The sequence below is a fragment of the Flavobacterium sp. GNP001 genome (assembly GCF_054343775.1).
Genome location: NZ_JBTGUX010000001.1, coordinates 2,018,438 through 2,035,810, shown reverse-complemented (window position 1 = coordinate 2,035,810; position 17,373 = coordinate 2,018,438). Strand labels below are relative to the sequence as shown.

Annotated in this window: 14 protein-coding genes; 11 read left to right on the top strand and 3 right to left on the bottom strand. The window is 36.2% G+C overall.

The genetic code is table 11. The features are described from left to right. The first annotated feature begins 136 nt into the window (after window positions 1–136). The 8 genes from ACXX8U_RS08605 to ACXX8U_RS08570 all read left to right on the top strand — a co-directional run bounded on the left by ACXX8U_RS08605 (window position 137) and on the right by ACXX8U_RS08570 (window position 12,247). Entirely contained in the window at window positions 137–3,187 is a 3,051-nt protein-coding gene (locus ACXX8U_RS08605; RefSeq protein WP_458565500.1) for a SusC/RagA family TonB-linked outer membrane protein, read from the top strand. An 11-nt stretch (window positions 3,188–3,198) separates the two neighbouring features. Then, on the top strand, window positions 3,199–4,677 hold the full coding sequence (locus ACXX8U_RS08600; protein WP_458565499.1) for a RagB/SusD family nutrient uptake outer membrane protein: 1,479 nt from the start codon (window positions 3,199–3,201) through the stop codon (window positions 4,675–4,677). A gap of 19 nt (window positions 4,678–4,696) precedes the next feature. Continuing rightward, the gene (locus tag ACXX8U_RS08595; RefSeq protein WP_458565498.1) at window positions 4,697–6,292 is read left to right on the top strand and encodes a hypothetical protein; all 1,596 of its coding nucleotides are present in this window, start codon (window positions 4,697–4,699) and stop codon (window positions 6,290–6,292) included. Between the two features lie 29 nt (window positions 6,293–6,321). Continuing rightward, the gene (locus ACXX8U_RS08590) at window positions 6,322–7,971 is read left to right on the top strand and encodes a glycoside hydrolase family 16 protein (RefSeq protein WP_458565497.1); all 1,650 of its coding nucleotides are present in this window, start codon (window positions 6,322–6,324) and stop codon (window positions 7,969–7,971) included. A gap of 73 nt (window positions 7,972–8,044) precedes the next feature. Further along, on the top strand, window positions 8,045–10,339 hold the full coding sequence (bglX, locus tag ACXX8U_RS08585) for a beta-glucosidase BglX (protein WP_458565496.1): 2,295 nt from the start codon (window positions 8,045–8,047) through the stop codon (window positions 10,337–10,339). Between the two features lie 6 nt (window positions 10,340–10,345). Continuing rightward, window positions 10,346–11,101 carry a glycoside hydrolase family 16 protein gene (locus ACXX8U_RS08580; RefSeq protein ID WP_458565495.1) on the top strand — a complete coding sequence of 252 codons (756 nt, stop codon included), beginning with the start codon at window positions 10,346–10,348 and terminating at the stop codon, window positions 11,099–11,101. Window positions 11,102–11,468: 367 nt separating this feature from the next. Next, the gene (locus ACXX8U_RS08575; RefSeq protein WP_458565494.1) at window positions 11,469–12,053 is read left to right on the top strand and encodes an RNA polymerase sigma factor; all 585 of its coding nucleotides are present in this window, start codon (window positions 11,469–11,471) and stop codon (window positions 12,051–12,053) included. 50 nt (window positions 12,054–12,103) lie between these two features. Further along, complete coding sequence (locus tag ACXX8U_RS08570; protein ID WP_306263147.1) at window positions 12,104–12,247, top strand: hypothetical protein; 144 nt, start codon at window positions 12,104–12,106, stop codon at window positions 12,245–12,247. Between the two features lie 77 nt (window positions 12,248–12,324). Here ACXX8U_RS08570 and ACXX8U_RS08565 read toward each other — a convergent pair whose 3' ends face one another. After that, window positions 12,325–12,978, bottom strand: coding sequence for an endonuclease III domain-containing protein (locus tag ACXX8U_RS08565; protein WP_458565493.1), 654 nt, complete (start codon window positions 12,976–12,978; stop codon window positions 12,325–12,327). A 230-nt stretch (window positions 12,979–13,208) separates the two neighbouring features. Here ACXX8U_RS08565 and bcp point away from each other — a divergent pair, with 230 nt between their 5' ends. After that, complete coding sequence (gene bcp / locus ACXX8U_RS08560; protein ID WP_458565492.1) at window positions 13,209–13,661, top strand: thioredoxin-dependent thiol peroxidase; 453 nt, start codon at window positions 13,209–13,211, stop codon at window positions 13,659–13,661. A 116-nt stretch (window positions 13,662–13,777) separates the two neighbouring features. Here bcp and ACXX8U_RS08555 read toward each other — a convergent pair whose 3' ends face one another. Continuing rightward, window positions 13,778–15,238 (bottom strand): TonB-dependent receptor, encoded by a 1,461-nt coding sequence (locus ACXX8U_RS08555; RefSeq protein ID WP_458565491.1) that lies wholly within the window; start codon window positions 15,236–15,238, stop codon window positions 13,778–13,780. 93 nt (window positions 15,239–15,331) lie between these two features. Here ACXX8U_RS08555 and ACXX8U_RS08550 point away from each other — a divergent pair, with 93 nt between their 5' ends. Beyond that, a complete protein-coding gene (locus ACXX8U_RS08550) occupies window positions 15,332–16,096 on the top strand; it encodes an MBL fold metallo-hydrolase (RefSeq protein WP_458565490.1) in 765 nt (254 codons plus the stop codon). 11 nt (window positions 16,097–16,107) lie between these two features. After that, complete coding sequence (locus tag ACXX8U_RS08545) at window positions 16,108–16,608, top strand: hypothetical protein (protein WP_458565489.1); 501 nt, start codon at window positions 16,108–16,110, stop codon at window positions 16,606–16,608. A gap of 58 nt (window positions 16,609–16,666) precedes the next feature. Here the strand turns inward: ACXX8U_RS08545 and ACXX8U_RS08540 are convergent, their stop codons facing one another. Continuing rightward, window positions 16,667–17,311: an alpha/beta hydrolase gene (locus ACXX8U_RS08540; protein WP_458565488.1), complete on the bottom strand. Its 645-nt coding sequence runs from the start codon at window positions 17,309–17,311 to the stop codon at window positions 16,667–16,669. Between the last annotated feature and the right edge of the window lie 62 nt (window positions 17,312–17,373).

Below are 17,373 nucleotides of genomic sequence, written 5' to 3'. Positions count from 1 at the left end.
GCACGATTTTCAATGTATGTTTGGAGATTCGAAATTAATTAGATGTTTTTTTGCATTGTATGTTTTTTGTTGAGGTTCTTTTTAATTAATTATTAGTTGTTACCGCTAATTTTATGATTCACAAAAAACACAAATTATGAAGTCAAACTATCTAATCATTCTTTTTCTATTTCTGACTTCCTTTGGTTTTGCCCAAGGAAATGATGTAGGAGGAGTTGTTAAAGAAGCAGGTTCTGGTTTACCAATTCCAGGAGTAAACATTCAAATTAAAAATTCAACTTTGGGAACGTCTACAGATATGGATGGGAAGTTTTCTATTAAAAACGTTCCAACCGGAGCAACTTTAGTGTTTTCATACGTTGGATATAAAAACCTTGAATTTAAAGTTACCTCTGCGAACAATGTATTAAATATTGTAATGCAAGAGGACTCTAAAATGTTAGACGAAGTAGTCGTTATTGGTTACGGAAGTCAAAAAAAGCGTGAAGTAACAGGTGCCGTTTCAGTAGTGGATAGTAAAACTCTTGAAACATTAAAGCCAGTCCGAGTGGAACAAGCCCTTCAAGGTACCGTTTCGGGAGTGAATGTAACTACTACATCAGGTGCTCCGGGAGCTTCCTTGGATATCAGAATTAGAGGTATTGCTACCAATGGTGAGAACAGACCTACCACAATCATTGACGGTTATGTAGGAGAGTTGGGCTTATTAAATCCTAATGACATTGAATCGATCACTGTCTTGAAGGATGCTCAAGCAGCTATTTATGGAACAATTGGTGCGAATGGTATTATATTAATTACAACAAAGTCTGGTAAAAAGAATTCCAAAGGCAAATTAAGCTATAATACTTACACCGGGTTTCAAGAAACATCACGATCGCTACCTACATTAAATGCTACTGAGTATGCTTTACTTTTAAATGAAAGTTATGCTAATGGTGGTGCTGCCATTCCTTTTCCTAATGTATCAGGTTTAGGTAAAGGTACCGATTGGCAAAAAGAGATTTTTAGTACCAATGTCCCTGTTATAAGTCATGATTTGTCTTTTTCAGGTGGTTCTGATAAAATCACTTATTCTGTGAGTGGTTCACACATCGATCAAGAGGGAATTATCGGTCGAGCAAAGTCAGGTTTTTTAAGAAATACTGCCAGAATTGGACTAAGTGCAGATGTTACCGATAAACTGAAATTGAAGACCAATGTTATCTATACTTATTTTAATAGAAAATCTTTAAATGAAAACGGACTTGGTTCAGTTTTGTTCAATGCCTTGAATTTACCAGCAACACTTGCGCCCTATGATGCAAATGGCAATTTTACCAAAGTGCCAAGCCCAGCAGGTTTGGGTTTTGAAATTATCAACCCTTTAGAGCAAATGGCTAATACTTACAATGACTACAATTTCAAAAAAATTAATGGAAATTTTGGTTTAGAGTACAAAGCATTTAAAAATTTTGTGATTTCTAGTACCATTGGTTTCAATACAGCGAACAGTGAAGCGAAATCTTTTGCAAAGCAAGTATCCTACGGTGGTAAAGTTTTTGATGTACTGCGTAGTTCAGTATCTCAAAATGCGATTAATGATAACGATTATTCTTTCGATTTATACGGAACTTACTCAAACAAATTTGGTGAAAATCATAATGTAACTGCAACGGTAGGTAACACCATTTACAAGCAGTTTGGTAATGGTTTGTTTGCAACAGGATATGATGTGCCTTACAATTCATGGGATTTTGCTGATATTACTTTAACAAGAGGTGTTCCGCCGGAAGGGACGATTCCAGTTGGATCTTATGTGTACGATGAGCGCAGACTGTCTTACTTTGCAAGAGGATTATACGATTATAAAGGAAAATATTTATTCTCTGCTATGATTCGTAGAGATGCTTCAACAAAATTTGGTCCGGGTAACAGAGTGGGCTATTTCCCTTCATTAACTGCGGGTTGGGTAATTTCTGATGAAGGTTTTTTTGGAAAAGACAAACTTGTTAATTTTATGAAATTAAGAGGAAGTTATGGAACACTGGGTAATGATCAAATTCAAAATAATGGATACATTTCTCAATTAAATGGTGAAGCAACCTATGTTTTTGATGGGACTTTAATCAACGGTCTGGCTACGGGACAAATTCCTAATCCAAATTTGAAATGGGAAGAAGCTAGGAAATTTGACGTTGGTTTAGATTTGAGGTTAATGAATGACAAAATTTCAATTGTAGCGGATTATTTTATTGACACAAGAGCTGATTTGTTGATCACTAATATACCAGTTTCGGGTATCAATGGAACTGCAGCGCCAGGAGCGTCTTCACCAACAATAAATGGAGGTACAGTAAGAAATTCAGGATTGGAGTTTGCTTTTGATTATAAAAATAAATTCTCGGATAGTTTTTCAGTCAATTTAGGGTACAATGTTACTTTTATTAAAAATGAAGTTTTAAGTACAAATGGAGTACCATTTATACCAAGAGGATCTTTCGGGGTAGGTCAACAAGCACCATCAAGAATGCAAGTAGGTTTGCCAATTGGATATTTTTATGGTTATAAAACGGACGGAATCTTCCAAAATCAAGCTGAGGTCGATGCACATCCATCTCAATTAGCACTTGGTGCTGAAGCTAGCCCTGGTGATTTGCGATTTGTAGATGTAAATGGTGATGGTACTTTAGACGACAAAGACAGAACAAACATCGGTGATCCTATTCCAACAGCTACTATGGGTTTTAATATTCAAATGAATTACAAGCAATTTGATTTTGCCATGTATACATTTGCTTCCGTTGGTAATGATATTGTTCGTAACTATGAAAGAAACCTTACGGATGTCAATAGATTAAACTACGTTTTAGGCCGTTGGACAGGTGAAGGAAGTACAAACTCTATTCCAAGAGTAACTACAGGTGCTACCGGAAACTCAAATTTCTCAAGTTATTTTGTAGAAGACGGATCTTATGCCCGAATTCAAAATATTCAGTTAGGCTACTCAGTAAAACCGAGTTTTGTAGAAAAAGCGGGTATTTCAAAAGTGCGTTTATACGCAGCGGTAAACAACCTTTATACATTTACAAAGTACCGTGGTTATGATCCAGGTGCTTCAAATGGAGCTCCAATTGGTGGAGGTATTGACAATGGTTTTTACCCTATTCCAAGAACCTATTTGTTAGGTTTAAATCTTAATTTTTAATTCTACATACAATGAAAAAGTACATATACATTAGTTTACTTTCGGTTGCTGTTAGCTCTACTTTAATCGTTTCTTGTAGCGATGAGTTTATAGACAGACCGGTTCAGTATTCAATCGATTCAGAGAATTATTTCAATTCAAAATCGGATTATGACAATGCAATAATTGCAACTTATGATATTTTACAGTCAACTTACCTGAATGTTTTATTAGGAGAAATTGCTTCGGATAATACCTTAGCAGGTGGAGAAAGCCAATTAGATACTCCTGGTTTTCAGCAGATTGATGATATGATTCACACTCCAGTAAATAGTAATTTGAAAAATCTTTGGGATTTTATGTTTGCAGGAGTACAACGTGCCAACTATATCCTAGAGTTCAAAGACAAAACTGATTTTATAGGAAAAAATCAAGTGATTGCCGAAGCTCGTTTTCTAAGAGCCTATTTTCACTTTGAATTAGTAAAATGGTTTGGAGGAATCCCAATGAAAGGGGACGCCCGCTTTAGTCCTGGTGATGAAAAATCAATTAAAAGATCGACTCCAGCAGAAGTGTTTGCATCTATTGAGGCAGATTTGATTTTTGCTTCAGAAAATTTGCCAGTTACAGCTACTCAAAAAGGACGTGTGACTCGTGGTGCAGCATTAGCACTTTTAGGTAAAGCATATTTGTATCAAAATAAATTTGCACCTGCAGCTACTGCGCTGGAGCGTGTAATAAATTCTTCAGCATATTCATTAGTGGCTAATTACAATTCTATTTTTGAAGAAGCTGGTGAAAATGGTCTAGAATCAGTTTTCGAAGTGCAATACACCGATACCGAAGGTGCTGATTTTAATTGCTTGCAATGTAGTGAAGGAAACGTAGCAGTTGGTTTTAGCGGACCACGTAACTATACAGGTGATGTATTTAGCTCTGGTTTCAGTTTTAATGTGCCTACGCAAAAAATTGTAAATGCTTTTGAAGCAGGTGATAACCGAAAAGCAGTAACAATTTTAGATATCGAAGCTTGGGCAGCAAGTACGGGCGCCACATTTGGTAAAGGGTATGAGCATACTGGGTTTTTTAACAGAAAATACATTCCAAGAAAAAGACGTACTAATGCGCAAGGAGATTTGAACCTAACCAATCCAAACAACTACAGAGCTATTCGTTATGCTGATGTATTATTGATGGCTGCAGAAGCTTTAAATCGTGGAAACATAGATGATGCCAAAGCAAGAGGCTATTTAAATCAAGTGCGTCGTCGTGCGTTTGGAGATTTAAATCACGACATCGCTTCATCAGGTGCTGCCTTAACAGATTTTATTTGGGCAGAAAGAAGAGTGGAATTAGCAGGCGAAGGACACCGTTTCTTTGACTTAGTTCGTACCGGAAAAGCAGCTCAAGAAATTACAGGATTTACAGCCAATAAGCACGAATTGTTTCCAATTCCAATCGAAGAAATTCAGTTTGCTAACGGAAATTGGGCACAAAATCCAGGATACTAAAAACTAATACTATTTAGATATGAAAAAGTTAAAATTAATACTAAGTGTTTTTGTACTGACATTCGCTTTTGGGTGCTCAGAGGAAAATAACGATGTTGATTTAGACAGCATCGCTGCTCCATCAAATATTTCAGCACTTACAACCATTACACAGGACAATACAGGTAATGTTACCTTTTTGCCAAAAGGAGATGGAGTAACGCAGTTTGAAATTTATTTTGGAGACAGTACTACAGCTCCAGTGTTTTTGAGAGCTGGTGAGACATATACACACAAATACAAAGAGGGAAAATACAATGCTCGTATTATTGGTGTGACTTTGAATGGTAAAAGAACTGAAACTACTCAAGAAGTTATGGTTTCTTTCTTGGCGCCACGCAATTTAGTTACTAAAGTAGGAATCGGAAGTAATCTAGGAATTACAGTTTCTGCCGAGGCGGAATTGGAAACTTTCTTTCAAGTTTATTTTGGAGATGTTCCTAACGAAGTACCAGTTGACTTTATGCAAGGGGATGTAGTTTCTCATACGTACAAAGCAGCAGGTACATATCAAGTAAGAGTGGTGGCACTTAGCGGTGGCGCAGCAAAAACTGAAAAAACAGAAAGTGTTACAGTAACTAATTTATTTGCCGCTCCGGCTCCTACTATTCCTGCTGCAAATGTAATATCTATGTTTAGCAACAGCTATACAAATGTCGCAGTTGATACTTGGAGAACATCTTGGTCACAAGCAACCCTTGAGGATATTAATATTAGTGGTAATGCTACTAAAAAATACAGTGCCTTAAATTTTGTTGGAATAGAGGCTACTTCCTCGCCAATTAATGCTTCGGCAATGACTTTTTTCCATATCGATATTTGGTCAGCTGATTTAACTGAATTCAAAGTGAAGTTAGTCGATTTTGGTGCCAATGGTGTTTTTGCTGGAGGTGATGATAGAGAACACGAAATTACAATTGCCAACCCAAAAAGGGAACAATGGGTGAGTTTAGATCTACCTTTGAGTGACTTTACAGGATTAACTACTCGTAGTCATATTGCACAGTTGATATTGGTAGGAGCTCCAGCTTCAAATAATACGGTGTATGTTGATAATGTTTTTTTCTACAATACAGCGGGATCAATTACTGCTTCGCCAAACCCAACTTTACCAGCATCCAAAGTAATTTCTATGTTTAGTGATGTTTACAGCAATGTAGCAGTTGATACTTGGAGAACTTCATGGTCTAGCGCAACTTTAACGGATGTTAGTATTAGCGGTAACGCTACAAAAAAATACAGTGCACTAAACTTTGTGGGTATTGAAGCAACTACTACACCAATCAATGCTACTGCGATGACACATTTTCATACGGATGTATGGTCGTCTGATTTTACACAATTCAAAATTAAGTTAGTTGATTTTGGTGCTAATGGTGTTTTCGCTGGAGGTGACGATGTAGAACATGAGATCACAATTACATCACCTGCAAAGAACACTTGGGTTAGTTTGGATATACCTCTAAGTCAGTTCACTGGTCTTACCACAAGAGCGCACATCGCACAATTGATATATGTGGGAGCACCTTCAGGAAACAACACGGTTTATGTCGATAATGTTTATTTCCATAACTAAATCGTAATAAGATTTAAAAAAATAAAAAAATGAAAAAATTAATATCAAACATTGTAGCTCTCTTTGCCCTTCTGTTGATGGTCAATTGTCAAGAGGATAATTTAGGCTTTGGGTCAATTAATGCCCCTTCTGGACTTCAAATAACAGCTGAAGTTGTGGGTAAAACAGCGGCTCTTCCAAACGGTGACGGTTCAGGTAAAGTGAAGTTTGTTAGTAAAGCTGATGATGCCATTTCGTATAAGTATATTTTTAGTGATGGTACTTCTAAAAATGTTCCTAGTGGTGTTTTTGAAAACACCTTTAGTACACCAGGAACAGTAACTTATACGGTAACTGTTATTGCCTCTGGAGCAGGTGGAGTTAGTTCAAGTAGTACTATTGAAGTAACTGTTTTTAGTGAATACGATGATCCAATCGCAGTACAACGTCTTACAGGTGGTACTTCAAGGAAATGGTATTGGGCACAAAGCGAGCCAGGACATTTAGGTGTAGGACCAAATGTGGCTTGGGCTGATCCTACTTTTGGTAAACAAAATTATTTTCCTGCATTTTATAGTGCTGCGGCAAATGAAAAATCAGCAACTTGTATGTACAACAGCGTGATGACATTTTCACTAGTTGGTAAACAAATGAAATTTGAATTGGATAATAAGGGACAAACTTTTTATAACGGTGCTTTTAAAGGTGGAGGGGATGATGCCTGCTACCCATTAAACACTAGTGGTTTAAAAACAGTTACCTTGAGCAAATCAGAATCGTTTGTTTCTAAAAATCCGGATGCGAAAACGCAAACAAGAGGGACAGTTCTCAATATTGCTGATGGCGGTTTCATGGGATATTTTGTTGGAGCTAGCTCTTACGAAATCTTAAGTATTACTGACAATCGTATGACTGTACGTGTAATTCAATCAGGAAATCCATTCCTAGCTTGGTACCATACTTTTACGACATCGCCAGCAGGTTCAGTGGTGAATCCAACGCCTGTAACGGATTATACCGTGTTAAAATTTTCAGATGAATTCAATGTAGATGGTGCTCCTGACCCAAGTAAATGGGGTTATGACTTAGGTACTGGTACAAACGGTTGGGGTAATAACGAATCTCAAAGTTATACTAGCGCAGCTGATAACGTTTTGGTATCAAACGGAACTTTGAAAATTACTGCTAAAAAAGTAGGATCAAGTTATACTTCTGCTCGTATCAAAACAGAAAATAAATTTGAATTTACTTATGGTAAGATCGAAGTGAGAGCCAAATTACCAATCGGGCGTGGAACTTGGCCTGCAATCTGGTCTCTTGGTGAAAATTATGCAACCAATCCTTGGCCGGCATGTGGTGAAATTGATTATATGGAACACAGAGGAAATGAACAAAATGTAATTCATAGTTCTTTCCATTATCCAGGTAATTTTGGTGGTAGTGCGAATACAGCTAAGAAAACAATTCCTAATGTTTCGACAGAGTTTCATATTTACAAAACTCTTTGGACTCCTACATCGGTACAAATTTATGTTGATGATACCTTGGTACATTCCGTAAATAACACGAGTAGTTTACCTTTCAATAAGGATTTCTTCTTAATTATGAATGTGGCTATGGGTGGTACTTTTGGTGGTGCAATAGATCCTGCTTTCATGCAATCAGCAATGGAGGTAGACTACGTTCGAGTTTACCAATAACGATATATTTATAAATCAATTAATAAAAGGTAGGTGTCATTACCTACCTTTTGTTTTTTAAAAAAGACTAAAAATGAAACATTCATTTATATATCTGGCAGTTTGTGTAAGCGTTGCGGTGGCTTGTAGTAAACAAACATTGCAAACTCCGGTGAATATGAAAACTACAAATACATTAGACCGTAAAGTTGATTCTGTCCTTAACTTAATGACGCTGTCTGAAAAAGTAGGTCAACTCAATCAATACAATGGTTTTTGGGATATCACTGGGCCTACGCCAAAAGAAGGTCAAGCAGCCAAAAAATACGACGATTTAAAAAAGGGCTTGGTAGGATCTATGCTTAACGTAAAAGGGGTGAAGGATGTACGTGCCTTACAGAAAATAGCTGTAGAAGAAACTCGTTTGGGTATTCCCCTAATTTTTGGGTTTGACGTCATTCACGGATACAAAACCATAAGTCCAATTCCGTTAGCCGAAGCAGCTAGCTGGGATCTAGCAGCGATCAAAAGATCAGCGGCAATTGCAGCCGAAGAAGCAGCAGCAGTAGGTTTAAATTGGACTTTTGCGCCAATGGTTGATATAGCTCGAGATGCCCGCTGGGGACGCGTTATGGAAGGTGCTGGCGAAGATCCGTTTTTAGGAAGTAAAATTGCAGTAGCTCGTGTCCAAGGTTTTCAAGGAACGGATTTAGCAGCAACCAACACTATTTTGGCCTGTGCAAAACATTTTGCTGGTTATGCTTTCGCAGAATCAGGGCGTGATTATAATACAGTTGATATCAGCGAATCAGTTTTGCAAAACACTATTTTTCCTCCGTTCAAAGCTGCAGCTGATGCTGGCGTACGTACCTTCATGAATTCATTCAATGAGTTAAATGGAGTGCCTGCAACGGGAAGTGCTTACTTGCAAAGAGAAATCTTGAAAAAAGATTGGAATTTTGATGGGTTCGTAGTTTCTGATTGGGGATCTATCAATGAAATGATTACACACGGATTTGCAAAAGATAGCAAACATGCCGCTGAATTAGCTATCAACGCAGGTTCTGATATGGATATGGAATCTTCAGCATACGTTGATCATTTGGTTCAATTAGTTAAAGAAGGCAAGGTTAAAGAAGCGACAATCAACGATGCTACAAGAAGAATTTTGAAAGTAAAATTCGAATTGGGATTGTTTGATGATCCGTACAAATATTGTGATGAAAATCGTGAGAAAACAACAGTTGGAAAACAAGAATTTCATGATGGGGTTTTAGATGTAGCTAAGAAGTCTATCGTTTTATTAAAAAATGAAAAAAACTTGTTGCCTTTACAAAAGTCAGGTCAAAAAATTGCAATTATTGGTGCACTTGCGGCAGATAAAACAAGTCCGTTAGGAAGTTGGCGCATTGCCGCTGATGATAATACCGCAGTTTCTGTGGTTGAAGGAATGCAAAAATATACAGGAAACCAAATCACCTACGTTAAAGGTGCTGATGTAGCGATGGGAAGGACGCAGTTTATTTGGGAAACTAATATTAATATGACGGATAAAAGTGGTTTTCCTGAGGCGGTTGCTGCTGCAAAAAAAGCAGATGTGGTGGTAATGGTTTTAGGCGAGCACGGTTTGCAATCAGGTGAAGGACGCAGTAGAGCCAACATCGATTTACCTGGAGTACAACAACAATTATTAGAGGAAGTTTACAAAGCAAACCCTAATGTTGTTTTGGTACTCAACAACGGTCGTCCGTTAGCATTGCCTTGGGCAGATCAAAATATTCCGGCAATTGTAGAGGCTTGGCAATTGGGTACGCAAAGTGGTAATGCCATTGCGCAAGTACTTTATGGTGATTACAACCCAAGTGGTAAATTACCAATGACTTTTCCGCGTAGTGTGGGGCAGTTGCCTTTGTATTACAATGCTAAAAATACTGGCAGACCCACAATGAACGAGCCTGAAAGTGTTTTTTGGTCGCATTTTATTGATGAGAAAAATACACCTTTGTATCCATTTGGACATGGTTTAAGTTACTCTAAATTTGAATATTCTGATTTAAAACTAAACGCTAATTCTTTTGGTGTAAACGGAAAAATTGAAGTGTCAGTAATCTTGAAAAATAACAGTAAAATAGCTGGGAAAGAAGTGGTTCAATTATACATTCGGGACCTAATTGGTAGCACAACGCGTCCTATTAAAGAGTTGAAAGGTTTTGAAATGATCGAACTTCAAGCTAACGAATCAAAAAAAGTAACATTTACTATTGATGAAAAAACCATCGAATATTTTACTGCTAACCGCAAATGGGAGACCGAAGCGGGCGATTTTAAAGTGTTTGTAGGTGGAAGTTCAGAAACGGTTTTAGAAAGTAGTTTTCAATTTGTAAAGTAAGTAAAGATGAAAAAATACATCCTTTTTTTGATAATTATTGTGCAAACTAGTTTTGCGCAACAGCAACGAAAGTTAGTTTGGGAGGAGAATTTTAACGGGTCAAGTTTGAATGAAAAGGATTGGAATTTTGAACTTGGTGATGGCTGTCCTAACTGTGGCTGGGGTAATAATGAACGCCAATTGTACACGAAAACAAACCATAAAGTAGCTAACAATCAATTGACAATTCTGGGCAAAAAAGAAGGTAATACCTATTCTTCCACACGTATCACTACCCAAGGTAAAAAAGAATTTCAGTACGGACGTTTTGAAGCTCGAGCTAAATTGCCAGTCGGACAGGGAGTTTGGCCAGCATTCTGGATGTTAGGATCAAATATCAAACAAGTAGGATGGCCACTTTGTGGTGAAATAGATATTCTAGAATACGTGGGCAAAGAGCCTCACATGGTTTTTACATCGTTACACACGCAGGCAAGTCACGGAAATACGATCAATACTAAAAAAACAAAGTTTGAAAATATTGAAAATGGATTTCACATATATGCAGTAGAATGGACAAAGGACAAAATGGATTTTTTTGTAGACGATCAATTGGTATATACCTTTCAACCAGAGCAAAAAACAGAGGCAACTTGGCCTTACAATCAACCATTTTATCTTATTGTAAATATGGCAATAGGCGGCAATTTTGGAGGACCTGCGGTTGATGATACTATCTTACCTCAAGAATTTTTGATCGATTATATCAGAGTTTATCAATAACCAATTCATATTTTTAAAGAAATGAGTTCATGCTTTTTTTCTTTTTAAAAATAGCATCATAATATAAAAGCTGTTGTTCTTTTTACGAGCAACAGCTTTTTATTTGAACAGAGTTAAAATGTCAAATAATCTTGAAGAGATGAAATACAAGGTCTTACATTTTCGCTTTTAAGCACACTTAGTTAAATCAAGTTTGATAAATTAACATTTTTTGCTATCAAAATGTTAACTTTTATTGATTTTAGTTGCAACTTGAAAAAAAAAATAGCTATTTTTGATTTATAATTTAACGCAAAACATACTGCCTATAGCATAACAATACTTTTTAGAACATTATTTCAATAAATTACCACTAAAAAGTACTATTATGGTTAGTATACAACTTCCTGACGCGTCATTAATCAAAGAATATATCGATGGAAACGAGGATGCACTAGCAAAACTCATCAAAAGACACGAATCTAAGATTTACGGTTTTATTTATTCAAAAGTCCCAGATCGCGATGTGACCAACGATATTTTTCAAGATACTTTCATAAAAGTCATTAATACCCTTAGGTCTAATTCCTATAACGAAGAAGGTAAATTTTTGCCTTGGGTAATGCGTATTGCTCACAATTTGATTATTGATCATTTTCGTAAATCTAAAAAAATGCCGCTTTTTAGAGAAACCGAAGAATTTTCCATTTTTTCTGTTATGACTGATGAATCATTAACGGTAGAAAATCAAATTATTGCTGATCAAGTGCAATTAGATATTAAAAAATTAATCGAAGAGCTTCCTGATGATCAAAAAGAGGTTTTGATTATGCGCATGTATCAAGACATGAGCTTTAAAGAAATAGCCGAAACTACGGGGGTTAGTATCAATACAGCTCTTGGGCGCATGCGTTATGCATTACTCAATTTGCGTAAAGTGATTGATAAACATCAAATAGTTTTAACGGCTTAGCAATATTAGCCAAAGTAGAGCGTTATCATAGAAACAAAATATTGTATTCTATGGCAAAAATTTACTCTAAAAAATTGCAGACAAGTGCTGTAATGAAACCCAAAAAAGAAACCATTTCTTTTTTACTCAATTATTCAAAAGCCTTGCATTTAATGCAAACCAAAGACCAAAAATTTCTGATAATAGCCAATTAAATGGCCTGAGTTATTTATCGATTTTTAATAAGTATAAAATAACCACTTTCTAGTTGATGAAAGTGGTTTTTTTATGCTTATTTCCCTTTGTAAAAACTATCAATAACTGTTTTTCTTCCAATGGTTTTGGTTATAATATCGCGTTCCAAATCCCATCCACGAGCTGGCGAATATTCGCGTCCATACCATATAATTTGCAAGTGCAAGTCGTTCCAAGTAGCTTCAGGAAAAAGGCGTTTGGCATCTTTTTCAGTCTGCACCACATTTTTACCATTCGTTAAATTCCATCGGTACATCAAGCGGTGAATGTGTGTATCAACTGGAAAAGCAGGCACACCAAAAGCTTGTGACATCACCACACTCGCAGTTTTATGTCCCACCGCTGGCAATTCCTCCAAGGCTTCAAAACTTTGCGGTACCTCGCCATTATACTTGTCAATTAAAATATGAGATAAACCATGAATCCCCTTTGATTTCATTGGCGATAAGCCACAAGGTCGAATGATTTCTTTAATTTCTTCAACGGTCATTTTTATCATGTCATACGGGTTATCTGCCTTAGCAAAAAGTAAGGGTGTTATTTGATTGACCCTAACATCGGTGCACTGTGCCGAGAGTAAAACAGCAATCAATAGCGTATACGGATCCTTATGATCTAGCGGAATTGGGATGGTAGGATATAATTCTTTTAACGTATTTATAACAAAAGTTACACGTTCCTGTTTGTTCATTTTCGTACATTTAACTCAGGTAAAAATAACAAAAATTTTAAGAGGAGCCTAATCCAGCTGTACATTGCAAGTCCTCCTTCAAAACACTTTTTTTCTAGAATGCTAAAGGAGCTTCCTGTCGGTCGCTCTTTATCATCCTGAAAAAAATAGTGTTTTTCAGTCCGGGCTTTCCATTTCCATCTGGGGCATACCTCAATTAAAAACACAAATAGAAGTAAAATCCACAATCCATGACAACATTAAAAAAAGGCGATGCCGCTCCCGCATTTATAGGAATCGATCAAGACGGAAATACCCATCAACTAGCTGATTATGCTGGTAAAAAACTAGTAGTTTTCTTTTATCCAAAAGCTAGTACGCCAGGTTGTACCGCTGAGGCTTGCGATTTAAGAGATAATTTTGAGCGTTTTCAAGCAAATAACTATGCCATATTAGGCGTAAGCGCTGATTCGGCAAAAGCACAAGCAAAGTTCAAAGACAAGTATGAATTTCCTTTCCCTTTATTAGCTGACGAAGACAAAGCCGTAATTCAGGCTTTCGGAGTTTGGGGACCTAAAAAATTCATGGGTAAAGAATACGATGGAATTCACCGCACCACTTTTATTATTGATGAAAACGGAATAATCGATGAGATAATTTCAGATGTAAAAACCAAAGCGCACGCTGCTCAAATTTTGAAATAAAAATACAAACTCATTCCTGTAAAGTAGTTAATTTCAACTATTGCTTCGTTTGATGAAAACAAAAAACCTTGTTAGTATATCCTAACAAGGTTTTTTTTATCGTTCAAAGTGAATCTTTAATTGACTTCTTTTAAAATTTTATTTGGGTCATAACCAAACAATTGGTGTTCCTTTATAATTTCTGCAATACCTGACGGTAGCATACTTTCCCAACCTGGTTTTCCATTGTTAATCATATTCAATACTTGACGAGAAAACACCTCCAAAATTGTAGGATCATAGTCGTCAATATCAACTACTTTACCATTAAATTTAAAGAACTTGTAAAGTTCCTTCATTCTAGGATGTACTTTTAAATTGTCAGAGTTGATAATCACACCATCTTCGCCCATCATAGGGTATAAAAATACTTTCATATCGCGGTAAAATAATTTACCAAAGGCTTCTAAAATACCACCGCTTAAGTGACGATAGTATTTTTCGTCAAAAATATCAACCAAGTTGTTTACACCTAGTGCTAATCCCATGCGGGCTTTGGTATAATTAGCAAAATACTCAACCACTTTGTAATATTCTTGAAAGTTCGATATCATTACCGTTTGTCCGAGAGAACAAAGTAATTCCGCACGATCCATAAAATCTCGTTCGTCAATTTCACCATCCGATCGTAAATTAGAAAGTGTAATTTCAAAAACAACCAAGGTATTGTCTTTATCGACCTTGTTTTCATTTAGGAACATTTTTAATGATTTCTCATACATGTCCATGTTTACCTTGGTTACCGGTCTAAAACTTCCTCTGAAAGCTAAGATATTCTTCTTGTACAAAATGGCAGCAGGTAAAATGTTTTTTCCATCAGGATTAAACATCACCGCATCAGTCATTCCGTTTTTAACTAACTGTAAACTCATCAAACGGTTATCTACATCAGCAAAGCGAGGTCCAGAAAAGTTAATGGTATCAATTTCGAGTTGGTCTTTGTCTAAATGGTCATACAGATAACGCAGCAAACGTTTTGGGTCGTTGTATTTGTAAAAGGCACCATAAATTAGGTTAACACCTAAAATACCTAAAGTTTCTTGTTGTAAACGCACATCAGTCTCTTTAAAACGGATATGCAATATAATTTCGTTGTAGTCTTCGTCAGGTTCAATTTGGTAGCTAATTCCTACCCAACCGTGGCCTTTAAATTGTTTCGCAAAATCGATAGTAGCTACGGTATTAGCATAACTAAAAAACATTTTGTTAGGATGTTTTTCTCTACTCAAACGTTTTTCAATCAAATTGACCTCGTGGCTTAACATTTTTTTGAGTCGACTCTCGGTTACATAACGACCATCCGATTCAACACCATAAACGGCATCACTGAAGTCTTTATCATAAGCTGACATTGCTTTTGCAATAGTTCCAGATGATCCACCAGCTCTAAAAAAATGACGCACTGTTTCTTGTCCAGCACCAATTTCAGCAAAAGTTCCGTATATATTTTCGTTCAAATTAATACGAAGTGCTTTGTCTTTAATCGAAGGTATTTGTTCGATGATTTTATCACCTTTTAATTTAATTGCTGTATCCATTTTTGTTTACTATGCTAATATGTTGCAAAGTTAATGAAATAGGTTATCAAAGAAAGAGAATTAACCCTATTTTTGCAATAAAAAGCGATAAAATTGAAGGTAAATTTTTTAGGAACTGGCACCTCACAAGGCATTCCCGTAATAGGTAGCGATCACCCTGTTTGTAAAAGTACTGATAGTAAGGATAAAAGGTTGCGCGTGTCCATTTGGTTGGCATGGGAGCAGCATTCTTTCGTAATTGATTGCGGACCCGATTTTAGGCAGCAAATGTTGCGTTCCAATTGTCAAAAAGTAGACGGCATTTTGTTTACTCACGAACATGCAGACCATACTTCAGGATTGGATGATATTCGCCCTTTTAACTTCAAGCAAGGCGAAATTCCAGTTTATGCACATCAGCGAGTATTAGATAACTTGCAGGAGCGTTTTGCTTACGTTTTTGAAACTGTCAACAAATATCCCGGAGCTCCTTCGGTACGCACTATTCCGGTTCAAAATAACGTTCCATTTGTTTTAGGCGGAAAATTAATTATTCCGATCAATGTGCTGCACGGAAACTTACAAGTTTTTGGGTACAGAGTGGATGATTTTGCTTATTTAACAGACGTGAAAACGATTGAAAAAGCTGAAATTGAGAAGTTAAAAGGAGTAAAAGTATTGGTGGTTAATGCTTTGCGCGAAGAGCCACATGATACACATTTCAATTTGAAAGAAGCTTTAGATTTCATAAATTTGGTACAGCCAGAACAGGCCTATTTAACGCACATTAGTCATGTTATGGGCTTTCATGAGGAGGTACAAAAAAAATTACCGCCTAATGTTTTTTTGGCATTTGATACCCTGGAAATTACTATTTAAAAATTTACAAAATGAAAAATTCTTTCTTGCTTTATCTCACAATTTTGGCCGTTTTGTCAACTCTTTTTACTTATATGTTTTTGAGTAATCAAGTAAATTTTGAGCAAAAGCGCTACGAAAAAACGACTAAAAAATTACGTGATAGCTTAACTTTAGTGACAGATCAATTAGCAAATGCCGATTATTTTTCATTGCAAAAAAATGAAAATGCTCAAAATTATTTAGAAGCTAGTTTTCCAGATAAAACCATTCAATACGAAAAGTTAATTCCTGTAGTTACTGAAAAATTATTAGACTTTAACGCTAATCCAAAAGGGAATCCGTACACGGGTCAGGATCAAATTGGAGCCAATAAATTTGTGATAAACAAAGTAAAAATTTTAAACCACCGTTGGATTATTGCAGATTATAGTGACGGAGAACGTTGGGGCGAAGTACTGTTGAAATACTTTATCAATGAAGATGACAGTATTTCATTTGAAGTAAACCAGTCGTTTATTTATCAGAAGTAAAAATCAAAAGAAAATCGCAGTAAAGAATTTAATTCCTTCTGCGATTTTTTTTATTCCTTTATTCTTGTAACCAAGCCTTGAAATCATAAAAATTTTGTGGTGCTACTCCGTGGCCAACTGCATACTCTTTATAGGTTATAGGAATACCATATTTTTCGATTATTGCAGGTGTTTTTCGGGCCCAATCAATTGGGATTACTTGGTCTACCGTGCCATGTGATGCAAATATTTTTAAGTTGGTAAAACTATTTTTTAAGTAATCAGCGGTTGCCATTTCAAGATTTACATAGCCACTCATAGCTACAATTCGTTGCACTGTTTCTGGGTACGATAAAGCTACGGCATAACTTAAAATTGCTCCTTGGCTGAAACCGATTAAAGAAACATTTTGTTTATTAATTGGGTAATTTTCTATTAGTTCTTCAATAAAATTTTTGATACGGTCTCTAGATTCTTGCCCTTGACCAACATCTGAAAATTTATTTTCATCTGCATCAAAGTTGATGGCGTACCAAGCATAGCTGCCAAATTGCAAATCATACGGAGCTCTTGCAGAAACTACATAATATTCGTCCGGTAATTCTTCTGCAAATGAGAATAAATCAGCTTCGTTGCTGCCGTAACCGTGCAATAATAACAATAATGGATTTTGAGCTTCAATTTTTTTGGGCTCTCTAATTTTATATTCTAAAGATAAATTCATGCTGTGTTTTTTAAGGAATACTGAAATTCTGGTTTTTTTTTCAGTTAAAAAGTAGCTTCTAA

Bases quoted from the DNA above. Each gene is read 5' to 3' on its own strand.
- ACXX8U_RS08605 (WP_458565500.1), top strand. From the start codon at position 137: ATGAAGTCAAACTATCTAATCATTCTTTTTCTATTTCTGACTTCCTTT.
- ACXX8U_RS08600 (WP_458565499.1), top strand. From the start codon at position 3,199: ATGAAAAAGTACATATACATTAGTTTACTTTCGGTTGCTGTTAGCTCT.
- ACXX8U_RS08595 (WP_458565498.1), top strand. From the start codon at position 4,697: ATGAAAAAGTTAAAATTAATACTAAGTGTTTTTGTACTGACATTCGCT.
- ACXX8U_RS08590 (WP_458565497.1), top strand. From the start codon at position 6,322: ATGAAAAAATTAATATCAAACATTGTAGCTCTCTTTGCCCTTCTGTTG.
- bglX (WP_458565496.1), top strand. From the start codon at position 8,045: ATGAAACATTCATTTATATATCTGGCAGTTTGTGTAAGCGTTGCGGTG.
- ACXX8U_RS08580 (WP_458565495.1), top strand. From the start codon at position 10,346: ATGAAAAAATACATCCTTTTTTTGATAATTATTGTGCAAACTAGTTTT.
- ACXX8U_RS08575 (WP_458565494.1), top strand. From the start codon at position 11,469: ATGGTTAGTATACAACTTCCTGACGCGTCATTAATCAAAGAATATATC.
- ACXX8U_RS08570 (WP_306263147.1), top strand. From the start codon at position 12,104: ATGGCAAAAATTTACTCTAAAAAATTGCAGACAAGTGCTGTAATGAAA.
- ACXX8U_RS08565 (WP_458565493.1), bottom strand. From the start codon at position 12,978: ATGAACAAACAGGAACGTGTAACTTTTGTTATAAATACGTTAAAAGAA.
- bcp (WP_458565492.1), top strand. From the start codon at position 13,209: ATGACAACATTAAAAAAAGGCGATGCCGCTCCCGCATTTATAGGAATC.
- ACXX8U_RS08555 (WP_458565491.1), bottom strand. From the start codon at position 15,238: ATGGATACAGCAATTAAATTAAAAGGTGATAAAATCATCGAACAAATA.
- ACXX8U_RS08545 (WP_458565489.1), top strand. From the start codon at position 16,108: ATGAAAAATTCTTTCTTGCTTTATCTCACAATTTTGGCCGTTTTGTCA.
- ACXX8U_RS08540 (WP_458565488.1), bottom strand. From the start codon at position 17,311: ATGAATTTATCTTTAGAATATAAAATTAGAGAGCCCAAAAAAATTGAA.